This is a genomic window from Aeromonas sp. R3-1 (genome assembly GCF_040908345.1).
Lineage (GTDB): Bacteria > Pseudomonadota > Gammaproteobacteria > Enterobacterales > Aeromonadaceae > Aeromonas > Aeromonas veronii.
Map to the genome: position 1 here is coordinate 1 of NZ_JBFODN010000031.1, position 12,300 is coordinate 12,300.

The window sequence follows — 12,300 nt, forward strand, 5'->3', positions numbered from 1 at the left end:
GAGGATAACAAAGCGGCTGCCGGTGAGGGCAGCCGCAAGGACTTATTTCTTCTTCATTTTCAGCAGGCGTTTGCGCTGACGTTCCTGACTCAGGGTCATGGTGTTCTTCTTGCCTTCAAACGGGTTGACCGACTCCTGGAACTCGACCCGGATCGGCGAGCCCATGATCTTGAGGGACTTGCGGAAGTAGTTGATCAGATACCGCTTGTAGGAGTCCGGCAAGTCGTTCAGCTGGTTGCCGTGGATCACGATGCGCGGCGGGTTGTAGCCACCAGCGTGAGCATACTTGAGCTTGACGCGGCGACCGTTGACCATCGGCGGCTGGTGATCTTCCTGCGCCATCTGCATGATGCGGGTCAGCATGGCCGTGCTGGTACGACGGGTGGCGGACTGGTAAGCCTCCTGAATAGATTCAAACAGATGGCCGACACCGCTGCCGTGCAGGGCGGAGATGAAGTGGACGCGAGCGAAGTCGATGAAGCCCAAGCGACGATCCAGCTCGTTCTTCACATCCTCTTTCACCTTCTGATCCAGACCATCCCACTTGTTCACCACCAGCACCACGGAGCGACCGGCGTGGAGCACATAGCCAAGGATGCTCAAGTCCTGATCGGTGATGGTCTCCTGGGCGTCGATCACCAGCAGGCAGACGTTGGCATCTTCGATGGCTTTCAGGGTCTTGATAACGGAGAACTTCTCCACCGTCTCGTGCACCTTGCCACGACGACGTACACCGGCGGTGTCGATGACCACATACTTCTGCTCGTCACGCTCCATTGGAATGTAAACGGAGTCACGGGTGGTGCCGGGCATGTCATAGACGATGACCCGATCTTCACCCAGCATGCGGTTGGTCAGGGTAGATTTACCGACGTTGGGACGACCAACGATGGCGAACTTGATGGGCAGGTCGGCGAACGGGGTCTCCTTGGTGTCCTCTTTGGTATCGAGTTCACCGGCAGCCACCATGCGCAGCAGGGCTTCTTCATCGAAGTCCTCCTCTTCCTCATCCTGCGCATCTTCATCGGTAGCGGAGTCGACCAGGGTCTCCAGATGGGGAGCCAGGGCCAGTTCAAGCAGGCTCAGCACGCCACGACCGTGGGCGGCCGCGATCTGGTAGACCTCGCCCAGCGCCAGACCGTAGAACTCGGAGACCGCGGAATCACCGTCGATACCGTCGGTCTTGTTGGCCACCAGAAATACCTTCTTGTGGGCCTTGCGCAGGTGCTCGGCGATGGCTTGATCCGCCGCGGTCAGACCGGCACGGGCATCCACCATGAACAGCACGACGTCCGCTTCTTCGATGGCCAGCAAGGATTGCTCGGCCATCTTCAGCTCGATCCCCTCTTCGGTGCCATCGATACCGCCGGTATCGACCACGATAAATTCCAGCTCGCCCAACTTCGCCTGACCGTATTTACGGTCCCGGGTCAGACCGGGAAAATCGGCAACCAGGGCATCCCGAGTACGGGTCAAGCGGTTAAACAGGGTGGATTTCCCCACGTTGGGGCGGCCCACCAGGGCTACTACAGGAGTCATAAAAGCCTCATTCTCAAGACGACAAAGGCTCCGGGTCCGAAGACCAGGAGCCGGATATTCACATTATCGGACGATCAAGGACGCTTGAGGGCGTACAACTTGCCGTCACGGCTCTGCACATACAGGGTCTCGCCATCCACCAGCGGGGCGGCGTAGAGACCACTGCTATCGAGCTGCTGCATAGCCTTGATGGTACCGTCGGTACGATCAAGCCAATACAGGTATCCTTCCACATCACCCACCACCACATAGTCACCGAAGATGACAGGTGCAGTGACGGTACGATTTTCCAGCTGGGTGTTGGACCACAGCTCCAGACCGTTACGACGGTCGATGGCAAACAAGTGGCTGCGACTGTCGGTCAGCACGATGGCATTTCCGGTCATCGCCAGATCGCGATAGCCGGAATACTTGCGCTTCCACACTTCATCGCCGGTCATCAGTTTGCGCGCCATCAACTGACCGTTGTAGGCGATGGCGTAGAGCTCATCACCGGCGATCAGCGGGCTGGCATCGACGTCAACCATGCGGTCCAGCTCGGTAGCACCGCGCGGATCAGCCACCTTGGACTGGCGCACAGGCTGGCCATTGCTCAGCAGGGCGATGCCCACCTTGCCATCGGCACGACCGTAAATCACTGCGCCGTTGGTGATCACCGGTGCACCGGCACTGCGCAGGGTCAGCGGCGGCTGCTCTTCGGAGAGCGACCACTGCATCTTACCTTCATCAGTGTCGAGGGCGATCAGGCGACCGGAGGTGGTCAACACCACCACGCGGCCATCTTCCACCGCGGGGCTTGCCACCACTTCACCGGGCACATTGGTCTGCCACAGCACTTCGCCATTCTCTTCGTTCAGGGCGTAGACCACGCCGTTCTCGGAGCCGAGGAACAGCTTGCCGTAACGGGAGACCAGGCCGCCGGAAAGGCGGGCGCTGCGCTTGTCGGCGTTGACCGGCAGGTCGGCCAGATCGACAGTCCAGAGGCGATCGCCACTGGCACGGTCAAAGGCGCTGACATCGCCGTCACGGGCCGCCGCATAGATACGATCCTCTTCCACCACCGGCTTGAGCTGGGAGTAGAAGTCCCCGATGCCATCACCCACAGTAGATGACCATGCGGTGTCGGCAGTGAAGGCAGATTCAACCTTGGGCAGCGGCGCCATCGGGTTGAGATCCTCTTCGGAACTGAACAGGGAGCACCCCTGCAGAGCGAAGGAGACCGCAGCCCCCAGCGCCACCATCTTGAATAGATTACGCATCCGGTGCCTCACCAGTCGCAACGGCCGGCAGGGCCAGATCGTCCATTTTCAGCTTGAGCTCGGCGCTACCCTGCAGGCCGCCGGCATCCGCCGCTGCCTGATAGGCATCACGAGCCTCTTCGGTCTTGCCCTGCTTTTGCAGCACATCACCACGGGCTTCGGCTACCTGCGCCTTGAAGGCCTCATTCTGGATGGTCGCCAGCTTGGCCAGCGCTTCATCTGCCTTGCCCTGATCATTCAGTACACGGGCCAGGCGCAGCGCCGCGATGGGACGAATGCTCTCGTCACCCGTGGTCGCCACCAGCTCCAGCTGCTCGGCAGCCAGATCCAGCTTGCCCGCCTTGACGGCAGCGGCAGCCAGTTGCAACGCGGCCAGTTCACCGTAGGAGTCACCCTTGTTGGCGGTGACAAACTGCTGTGCCTGCTCGAAACCGGCGGCATCGCCCTTGGCCAGCTGCTCAATCACCTGGTTGTAAGAGTGGGAGGAGGCCTCCATGGTCTCTTGCTGGTGCTGGTTGTAATAGCGCCAGCCGAACAGACCGACCAGACCGATCACGGTCCCGGCAATCACCGAGGTTCCGTTCTCTTTCCACCACTCCTTGATAACCTCAACTTGTTGTTCTTCGGTGGTATAGACTTCCACAGCTTACTCTCCTTTGGCTGCCAGCAGGGCAATGGCGGCGTCAACCTTGACGGTCTGTTGCTCGGCCTGACCACGCAGATATTTGATAGTGATCTCCCCGTTTTGCACCTCGGTCTCACCAAGGATCAGGGCGATTGCCGCGCCGCTCTTGTCGGCACGTTTGAGTTGTTTCTTGAAGTTGCCACCACCGCAGTGGCTCATCAGGCGCAGGTCCGGCAGGGCATCGCGCAGACGCTCGGCCAGCTGGAAGCCAGCCTGTTCGGTCCCCTCGCCCACCATCGCCAGATAGACATCTACCGCCGGGCGGATATCGGCGTTGAGCTCGAGAGTCTCCAGCATCAGCACCAGACGCTCCATGCCCATGGCAAAGCCCACGGCCGGGGTCGGTTGACCGCCCAGCTGCTCTACCAGACCATCGTAGCGGCCACCGGCACAGACGGTGCCCTGGGCACCCAGACTGCTGGTGACCCACTCGAACACGGTCAGGTTGTAGTAGTCAAGACCACGCACCAGACGCTCGTTCACTTCGTATTTGATACCGGCAGACTCGAGCAGGCGCTTGAGCCCCTCGAAGTGGGCCAGGCTCTCTTCGCCCAGATGGTCGAACAGGCGCGGGGCACCCGCCAAAATGGCCTGCACCTTTTCATCCTTGGAGTCGAGCACCCGCAGCGGGTTGCTGTACATGCGGCGCTGGCTCTCTTCGTCCAGCTGCTCCTTGTACTGCTCCAGATAGGCCACCAGCGCATCGCGGTAAGCGGCACGCTCGGCGCTCTGACCCAGGGTGTTGAGCTGCAGGGTGACATGCTCGCTGATGCCAAACAGACGCCACAGGCGGTGGGTCAGCATGATCAGTTCAGCGTCAATGTCCGGCCCGTTGATGCCAAACAGCTCGACACCGAACTGGTGGAACTGGCGATAACGGCCCTTCTGGGGACGCTCGTGACGGAACATGGGGCCCATGTACCACATCCGGCGTTCCTGGTTGTAGAGCAGACCGTGTTCGATACCGGCACGGACGCAGCTGGCTGTCCCTTCCGGACGCAGGCTCAGGCTGTCGCCGTTACGGTCTTCAAAGGTGTACATCTCTTTTTCGACCACGTCGGTCACTTCACCGATGGCGCGCTTGAACAGATGAGTCTGCTCGACAATCGGCATGCGCACTTCGCTGTAGCCATAGCTGGCAACGACCTGGCGCAGGATCTGTTCAACCTTCTGCCATACCGGGCTCTGCTCCGGCAGGCAATCATTCATACCGCGAATAGCTTGGATCTGTTTTGCCACGTTGATACTCGAGAAAAAGAGGTAAAATTTGGCCGCATTATAGGGATTTTCCCCCCCAAGGTAAAATCAGGGAATCCGGATGCGGGATTTAAAATCAGTCACCTGGAAAAAGGGCCACCCAATGTGGCCCCGTTTCGCTCACTCCTTGTCCATCGGGATCCGGTTGGCGGGATCCAGCATGGCGGCGCGGGCGCGAATGCGGCGCTCCAGAGTTGGAATGAGATCCTTGTTGTCGAGCCGATCGACCCGCTGGCCCCCTTCATAGAAGGCACTCTTGTTGGCGGCACCTGCCAGACCAAGGTCGGAGACCAGCGCTTCGCCCGGCCCATTCACCACACAGCCGATGATGGAAACATCCATCGGGGTGATGATGTCTTCGAGCCGCTCTTCCAGCGCGTTGACGGTAGCGATCACATCGAACTCCTGCCGTGAGCAGGATGGGCAAGCGATAAAGTTGATGCCACGGGAGCGAATACGCAGGGATTTGAGGATATCGAAACCTACCTTTACCTCCTCCACCGGATCCGCCGCCAGCGAGATACGCAGGGTATCGCCGATGCCGTCGGTAAGCAGCATACCCAGACCGATGGCAGACTTCACCGCGCCGGCACGGAAACCGCCCGCTTCGGTGATGCCAAGGTGCAGCGGCTGTTCAATCTGCTTGGCCAGCAGGCGATAGGCACCGACTGCCAGAAACACATCGGAGGCCTTGACGCTCACCTTGAAGTCCTGGAAATCGAGACGATCGAGATAGTCCACGTGACGCATGGCGGACTCTACCAGCGCCTCTGGGGTCGGCTCGCCGTACTTCTCCTGGATATCTTTCTCCAGCGACCCGCCATTGACCCCGATACGGATCGGAATATTGAGGTCGCGCGCGCAATCGACCACCGAGCGCACCCGCTGCTCGTTACCGATGTTGCCCGGGTTGATACGCAGGCAATCGGCACCGTACTCGGCCACTTTCAGGGCGATGCGATAGTCGAAGTGGATATCGGCAACGATGGGGATGCGGGTTTGCTGTTTGATGAGCCGGAAGGCTTCCGCCGCTTCCATGGTGGGCACGGAGACACGGACGATATCGGCACCGACCCGCTCGATCCGCTGGATCTGCTCGATGGTGGCGGCGACATCTGTGGTCTTGGTATTGGTCATGGTCTGCACGGTAATGGGGGCATCGCCCCCAACCGGTACATTACCAACCATGATCTGTCTGGATTTACGACGAATGATGGGTGATTCGTGAGAAGACATGGGAAACAGATTACTCCTGCGGCAGTGAGAAGCGGGCTGTACGACCGTTGTTGTAACGGCTCATATCAAACGACTGACCCTTGTAGTCAAGCTTGACGGCCATGGGCGCGCCAATGATGAACTTCAGGGGCTCGGCGCCTTCCAGCACCAGCTCGTCGTTGGCCTTCTTCAGACCACTGAACAGGGTCTTGCCGTTGGCATCCTTCACATCCAGCCAGCAATCGGCGGTGAAGCTCATCTTCAGTTGCGGCGCAGTCGCCGGATCAACGACAGCCTCTTCAGATTCAGTGCCATTGGCGCCGGATACCGCAGCATCGGTCGCAGTGCCGACAGCCGCGCTGACATCGTTCGGGGCAATAGCCGCTGAAGCAGGCGCCAGGGTAGCCGTCGCATCGGAGACCACCGCAGGGGCAATCACGTCCGTGGCTGCCGGTGCGTTGGCTGCGCCTTCCACCGGGGCGGTGTTGATCGCATCGGGCGGCGTGATGGCAGGTTCAGCCGGAGTCGAACCGGTTGCACTCATCTCGGTGGCTGCCAGCGCTTCATCACCGGCGGAGCGGCGTGAAGTACTCTGCCACCACCAGGCGACCGAGAGCGCAATCAACACCAGGATCACCAGCCAGGTCACCACCTTGAGCCGACTGTCGTTGGCTTGCTGGCGGGAGCGACGGGAGAAGCTCTGCATGTCTATATTGTCGGGAGGAGTCAGACCCAGCTTGTCGTAAGCAGCCAGAATGGTCTCGTCGGGGATTCCGACCAGCTTGGCATAGGTACGCAGATAGCCCCGAATAAAGGTATGGGAGGTGTGCTTGTCGTAGGTATCCGATTCGATAGCGGCGATCAGGGTCAGACGAAGGTGAATGCGGGACGCAACCTGTTCTCGTGTCCAGCCAAGCTGTTCACGGGCGTTGCGCAGCAATTGGCCTGGGCCTACTGCCTGGGAGTCGTCTTGGAAATCGTGTTGCTGTTCAATAGTCATTGGCTAAATAACGCTTGGCTTGTTGCGAAGTGGGATATTGCCTTACCAGCTCAGTCCCGAATTGGTGAAGTAATGCCGGCTTGTCCATCGCCTGTGCCAGCCGAAGTCTCAACCAGAGACTCTCCTCGTTCTCGTCTGACACATCGGCAAAACGGGCGAGGTAGGACTGCACATCAGGCAGCTTGCCATCTTTCATGGAAAGCTCGGCCAAGTCCAGCAATAACCCTGGATTGCGGGGATTATACCCCAAGGCTAGGCGATAGTACTCGCCTGCTTTATCATTTCTGCGATTTTGCAGCGCACAAAGTGCCGCATTTTCATAGGTATCGGCAATTTTTACGTAGCCTGGCTGAATAACAGCCTGGTTGAACGCCTGATCTGCCTCGGCATACCTGCCGCGATCACAGAGGAAGGCACCATAGTTGTTCATTGCGTCAGCATTGGACGGATCCATGGCAAGGGCGTTCTTGTAATGGGTCTCGGCTGCCTTGAAATCTCCTACCTTCTGGTAAAAGTAGGCAAAACCGATCTGGATCTGGGGGTTGGAGGGGTCATACTGGAGGGCGCGGTCAAGATTGAACTTGGCCTGCTCGGCATTGCCCTGACGCAGGTACTGGATACCCAGGTCTAGGCGGGTTTGGGCAGCCGCCTTGAGGTCAGGACCCACTTCACGCTGGGTCGAGTTCTGGCCAGCGTAAGTGGTCTCGGTCACACAGCCTGGCAGCGCGCAGAGCGCTGCCACTACGATCAATGTACGTGTATCCATTCCCTGTCTATACAATGGCTTAGCATTTAAACCATTTTGACGGAAATCCCATCCTGTTGCATCCGATTTTTGATAGTTCGCTTGGTACGGTCAATCACGTCACCCACCAGCTGACCACAGGCGGCATCGATGTCATCACCACGGGTCTTGCGGACAATCACGGTGAAACCGTACTCCATCAGCACCTTGGAGAAGCGATCGATACGACTGTTGCTCGGCTTGCCGTAAGGGTTGCCCGGGAAGGGGTTGAACGGGATCAGGTTGATCTTGCTCGGAGTGTCCTTGAGCACCTTGGCCAGCTCGTGCGCATGCTGCATATCGTCATTGATATGATCGAGCAGCACATACTCGACGGTCACCCGACCACCGTTGGCATTGGATTTGGCCAGGTAACGACGGACACCGGCGAGGAACTCCTCGATGTTGTACTTGTCGTTGATCGGCATGATCTCTGAACGCAACTTGTCGTTCGGGGCGTGCAGGGAGATAGCCAGCGCCACGTCGATCTGGTCACCCAGCTTGTCCAGCGCAGGTACCACGCCAGAGGTGGAGATGGTCACCCGGCGCTTGGAGATGCCAAAGCCGTAGTCATCCATCATCAGACGCATGGCGGGCACCACATTGGCGAGGTTGAGCAGCGGCTCGCCCATCCCCATCATCACCACGTTGGTGATGGGACGCTTGCCACCGACCACGCGGGCCGCACGCCACACCTGACCGATGATCTCGGAGACTTTCAGATTGCGGTTGAAGCCTTGTTGAGCCGTGGAGCAGAACTTGCACTCCAGCGCACAGCCAACTTGAGAGGAGACGCAGAGGGTCGCGCGGTCATCTTCCGGGATGTAGACGGTCTCGACCTCCTGATCGCCCACCTGCAAGGCCCACTTGATGGTGCCATCGGCAGAGCGCTGCTCGCGGCTGATCTCGGGCGCCTTGATCTCGGCGATTGCCTTGAGGCGCTCTTTGAGCACCTTGTTGACGTTGGTCATCTGATCGAAATCATCACACCCAAAGTGATAGATCCACTTCATGACCTGATCTGCCCGGAATGGCTTCTCGCCCAGTTCGACGAAAAAGGCACGCATGGCATCCCGATCAAGATCCAGCAGGTTGATTTTTGTTTCGCTCATCAATGGCCTCAGTTCAAACACTTCATCAATTATTGGCTGACGACGTCAGGGGGCGGCATTGTACAAATAATGGGTCTGGCTTTCCACCTGGAGAATAGAGGGATATTGCGTAAACGGCGAAAACAACAAAGGGAGCCGAGGCTCCCTTGGGTCATCATCCACAAAAATCAGCCGCGCGGGCAGATCTCGTTGTCAGAGAAGAAGTAGGCAATTTCGCGGGCAGCGGATGCCGGAGCATCGGAGCCATGCACTGCGTTGCGATCGATGCTCTCGGCATAACAGGCACGCAAGGTACCAGCCAGCGCCTCTTTCGGGTTGGTAGCCCCCATGATCTCGCGATTGCGACGGATGGCGTCTTCCCCTTCCAACACCTGCACCATGACAGGGCCAGAGGTCATGAAGCTGACCAGATTGTCATAAAAAGGCTTGCCCTGATGCTCGGCATAGAAACCGGCAGCCTGTTCACTGCTCATGTGCAGCATTTTGGATGCCACCACTTTCAAGCCTGCGCTTTCGAAACGGCTATAGATGGCACCGATCAGGTTCTTGCTGACAGCATCCGGTTTGACGATAGAGAAGGTACGTTCGATGGCCATTGATATCTTTCCTTAACTACAGAGTTTTATTGTTAGAATCCATGTTCGCTGGCGATTATACGTAAACAAAAACCGGAAAAACACACAAACAAGCAACTTTTTATTAAACATCACTCCCTTGCAATCAACATCCACACTCATCTTGACCGAGCAGAGCCGGAAAATATGTGCGCTTGCGCACGATAGTTACCTTAAGCCGCCAAAACTCCATCTTTTGTTCATAATTCGAACAGCATGAAAAAGGCACCCGAAGGTGCCTTGTCTCGCCTATTTGGCTTCCGCCAGCAAGGCCCGCGCTATGGTGCGCATCCCCAGGGTATTGGCCCCTGGTGCCCACAGGCTGTCACCGTTGTCACTGAAGCAGGCGGCCAGATCGATATGCAACCAGCCCATCCCTTCGTTGGCAACGAAACGGGAGAGGAAACCCGCCGCGTTGGAGGCGCCACCCGGCCCGCCCCCCTTCACCGGACGGCTGTTGGCCGTGTCGGCGTAATGGGAGGGGCACTGCTGGCGGTGCCAGGGCTCCAGTGGCAGCGGCCAGGCTGGCTCATGCTCGGCATCGGCATAAGTCATGGCTCGGCTTACCAGCCCTTTGTCGAGGCCGAACAGAGCATTGTAGCGCCCACCCAGCGCCATCACGGCTGCGCCAGTCAGGGTCGCGGCATCGATGATCAGCGGTGCGCCGGACTCGCTCGCCAGTTGCAGACCGTCGGCCAGCACCAGCCGCCCCTCGGCATCGGTATTCACAATCTCGACCGTGGTGCCGTTCTTGTAGGTGAGGATGTCGCCCAGCTTGTAGGCGTGGCCGGAGACCAGGTTCTCGGCGCAGCAGAGGATCAGCTTCACCCGCTTGTCGAGCCCGCGCAGCATAGCCAGCGCCAGTGCACCGGTGACAATCGCCGCACCACCCATGTCGCACTTCATGGTAAGCATCCCCTCGGAACTCTTCATGGAGTAGCCGCCGGAGTCAAAGGTGATCCCCTTGCCCACCAGCGCTGCCGCCACCGGCGCCTTGGGGTCACGCCCCGGGTTGAAGTCGAGCTCCAGCAATACCGGTTCGCGCGCACTGCCGCGGCCCACTTGGTAAAGGCCGACCCAGCCCGCCTGTTGCAGCGCTTCGCCTTTCAAAATGCGATGACTCACCTTGTCCGGCGCCAGCTCGGTTATAAAGGAGGCCGCTTCCACCGCCAGCTCCAGCGGGCCCAACTGCTCCGGGGTGGCATTGGTCATCTCGCGCACCCAGCGGCCGCAGAGCCAACGCGCTTCCAGCTCCTCTCTGTCCTCTTCCGAGGACATGGCCCACTGCAGTTGCACCTCCGCCTTGGGGGTTTGCAGCCCTTGGGCAAAAGCCCACTGCTGTTCACGCTCCCAGTGACCAGCCAGGGTCACTTTCTGGATCCCCTGCTGGCAGAGGCGACGGCCCGCCTGCTGGATATCGAGCAGCGGATTGGCCGTCACCAGATGGATCACCATGCCGTCGGCACGGTGAGAGAGCAGCGCCCCCTCCCCCCACTCGGCCGGTGCAAATTCACGACTTAACCAGACATTCATGCGGTCACCTCCTGCAGCCAGCGGGCGATGGTACGCAGACCGTGCCCCTTGGCGCCGGTCGCCCACAGATCGTTGCCCGATTTCTGATAAGAGGCCGCCAGATCCAGGTGCACCCAACCCTTGCCCTCATCACGCACGAAGCGGGAAAGGAACGCAGCAGCCGTGGTGGCACCGGCCGTGCCTTCTGCCGAGGCGACGTTGCCCAGATCGGCAAAGGCCGAGGTGAGCTGGCTGGCATGCCAGGGTTCCAGCGGCAGCGCCCACGCCTGTTCGTTTTCCACCTTGGCGGCGGCCAGCGCACGCAGCTGTTCGGTCTCATCGAGGGCAAACACCGCATTGTAGTCACGCCCCAGCGCCATCTTGGCGGCGCCGGTCAGGGTGGCTGCGTCAAGGATATAAGCCGCACCGCTGTCGGAGGCCGCCATCAGGCCATCGGCCAGCACCAGACGACCTTCCGCATCGGTGTTCTGGATCTCGACCGAAACCCCATTCTTGTAAGTGAGGATGTCGCCCAGCTTGAAGGCGTGGCCGGAGACCAGGTTCTCGGCGCAGCAGAGAATGAGCTTCACCCGCTGGTTCAGACCGCGGCTGATAGCCAGCGCCAGCGCGCCGGTCACCATGGCCGCGCCGCCCATATCGGACTTCATCGGCAGCATGTTGTCAGAGGACTTCATGGAGTAGCCACCGGAATCAAAAGTGATCCCCTTGCCCACCAGCGCCGCCACCACGGGCGCATTGCGATCACCGGTCGGGTTGTAGTCGAGCTCCAGCAGCACAGGCTCGCGCTCGCTGCCACGGCCAACCGACCAGATCCCGATATGGCCGGACTCGCGCAGCGCTTCACCGGCGGTGATGCGAGCTGTAACCTGATCCCCGGCCAGCCCACGAATGAGCAACAGGGCCGATTCCGCCAGACTCATGGGGTAGATCTCTTCCGGACAGCCATTGGTGATGTCACGTACCCAGCGAGCCGCCTTGAGCAGTGCATCCAGTTCACGGGCGTCCGCATCGCTCTGCTGGCCGAAATCCAGTTCACGCGCTCCCTTGGCGGCGTAGAAACCCTGGGCGAACGCGTAGCGACGCTCCAGATCCCAGCCTTCACCGACCAGCGTCACCCGCTTGATCCCGCTCGATTCGAGGCGACGGGCGGCGCGCTGAACGGTGCGCAGAACATCCTTCTCCTGACCGGCGGCACCAAGATGGATCAGTGCCTCATCGCCATTGAAACTGAGCTGGGCGCCCTCGCCCCAATAGGCGGCCGCAGCCTGGGTGGATAACGCTACCTTCATCATGTCAGCCATC

The 12,300-nt window shown here is 59.6% G+C and carries 11 protein-coding genes; all 11 read right to left on the minus strand.

What is annotated here, in order from left to right; genetic code table 11:
• Window positions 1-42: 42 nt before the first annotated feature.
• The 11 genes from der to pepB (AB5Y85_RS01850) all read right to left on the minus strand — a co-directional run bounded on the left by der (window position 43) and on the right by pepB (AB5Y85_RS01850) (window position 12,299).
• A complete protein-coding gene (gene der / locus AB5Y85_RS01800; RefSeq protein ID WP_005333794.1) occupies window positions 43-1,539 on the minus strand; it encodes a ribosome biogenesis GTPase Der in 1,497 nt (498 codons plus the stop codon).
• Window positions 1,540-1,613: 74 nt separating this feature from the next.
• Complete coding sequence (gene bamB / locus AB5Y85_RS01805; RefSeq protein ID WP_005333796.1) at window positions 1,614-2,798, minus strand: outer membrane protein assembly factor BamB; 1,185 nt, start codon at window positions 2,796-2,798, stop codon at window positions 1,614-1,616.
• A complete protein-coding gene (locus AB5Y85_RS01810) occupies window positions 2,791-3,441 on the minus strand; it encodes a tetratricopeptide repeat protein (RefSeq protein WP_021229680.1) in 651 nt (216 codons plus the stop codon). Before AB5Y85_RS01810 ends, bamB begins: the two co-directional genes overlap by 8 nt.
• A 3-nt stretch (window positions 3,442-3,444) precedes the next feature.
• Window positions 3,445-4,722 (minus strand): histidine--tRNA ligase, encoded by a 1,278-nt coding sequence (gene hisS / locus AB5Y85_RS01815; protein WP_005351051.1) that lies wholly within the window; start codon window positions 4,720-4,722, stop codon window positions 3,445-3,447.
• Between the two features lie 138 nt (window positions 4,723-4,860).
• Window positions 4,861-5,976, minus strand: coding sequence for a flavodoxin-dependent (E)-4-hydroxy-3-methylbut-2-enyl-diphosphate synthase (gene ispG / locus AB5Y85_RS01820; protein WP_005333801.1), 1,116 nt, complete (start codon window positions 5,974-5,976; stop codon window positions 4,861-4,863).
• A gap of 10 nt (window positions 5,977-5,986) precedes the next feature.
• Window positions 5,987-6,955, minus strand: a complete 969-nt coding sequence (gene rodZ, locus AB5Y85_RS01825; RefSeq protein ID WP_069527795.1) for a cytoskeleton protein RodZ — start codon at window positions 6,953-6,955, stop codon at window positions 5,987-5,989.
• Window positions 6,945-7,736, minus strand: coding sequence for a PilW family type IVa pilus biogenesis/stability lipoprotein TapF (gene tapF, locus AB5Y85_RS01830; RefSeq protein ID WP_085943024.1), 792 nt, complete (start codon window positions 7,734-7,736; stop codon window positions 6,945-6,947). The genes rodZ and tapF overlap by 11 nt, the downstream gene beginning before the upstream one ends.
• An 11-nt stretch (window positions 7,737-7,747) precedes the next feature.
• A complete protein-coding gene (locus tag AB5Y85_RS01835; protein WP_005344856.1) occupies window positions 7,748-8,851 on the minus strand; it encodes a bifunctional tRNA (adenosine(37)-C2)-methyltransferase TrmG/ribosomal RNA large subunit methyltransferase RlmN in 1,104 nt (367 codons plus the stop codon).
• Window positions 8,852-9,018: 167 nt separating this feature from the next.
• The gene (ndk, locus tag AB5Y85_RS01840; protein ID WP_005333805.1) at window positions 9,019-9,447 is read right to left on the minus strand and encodes a nucleoside-diphosphate kinase; all 429 of its coding nucleotides are present in this window, start codon (window positions 9,445-9,447) and stop codon (window positions 9,019-9,021) included.
• A 267-nt stretch (window positions 9,448-9,714) separates the two neighbouring features.
• Window positions 9,715-10,998: an aminopeptidase PepB gene (gene pepB, locus AB5Y85_RS01845; RefSeq protein ID WP_257687569.1), complete on the minus strand. Its 1,284-nt coding sequence runs from the start codon at window positions 10,996-10,998 to the stop codon at window positions 9,715-9,717.
• Window positions 10,995-12,299 (minus strand): aminopeptidase PepB, encoded by a 1,305-nt coding sequence (pepB, locus tag AB5Y85_RS01850; RefSeq protein ID WP_257687570.1) that lies wholly within the window; start codon window positions 12,297-12,299, stop codon window positions 10,995-10,997. The genes pepB (AB5Y85_RS01845) and pepB (AB5Y85_RS01850) overlap by 4 nt, the downstream gene beginning before the upstream one ends.
• Window position 12,300: the final 1 nt, after the last annotated feature.

What these genes read in the sequence shown, in the direction of transcription:
- der (WP_005333794.1), bottom strand. Translation starts at nt 1,539, where the DNA reads ATGACTCCTGTAGTAGCCCTGGTGGGCCGCCCCAACGTGGGGAAATCC.
- bamB (WP_005333796.1), bottom strand. Translation starts at nt 2,798, where the DNA reads ATGCGTAATCTATTCAAGATGGTGGCGCTGGGGGCTGCGGTCTCCTTC.
- ispG (WP_005333801.1), bottom strand. Translation starts at nt 5,976, where the DNA reads ATGTCTTCTCACGAATCACCCATCATTCGTCGTAAATCCAGACAGATC.
- rodZ (WP_069527795.1), bottom strand. Translation starts at nt 6,955, where the DNA reads ATGACTATTGAACAGCAACACGATTTCCAAGACGACTCCCAGGCAGTA.
- AB5Y85_RS01835 (WP_005344856.1), bottom strand. Translation starts at nt 8,851, where the DNA reads ATGAGCGAAACAAAAATCAACCTGCTGGATCTTGATCGGGATGCCATG.
- ndk (WP_005333805.1), bottom strand. Translation starts at nt 9,447, where the DNA reads ATGGCCATCGAACGTACCTTCTCTATCGTCAAACCGGATGCTGTCAGC.
- pepB (WP_257687569.1), bottom strand. Translation starts at nt 10,998, where the DNA reads ATGAATGTCTGGTTAAGTCGTGAATTTGCACCGGCCGAGTGGGGGGAG.
- pepB (WP_257687570.1), bottom strand. Translation starts at nt 12,299, where the DNA reads ATGGCTGACATGATGAAGGTAGCGTTATCCACCCAGGCTGCGGCCGCC.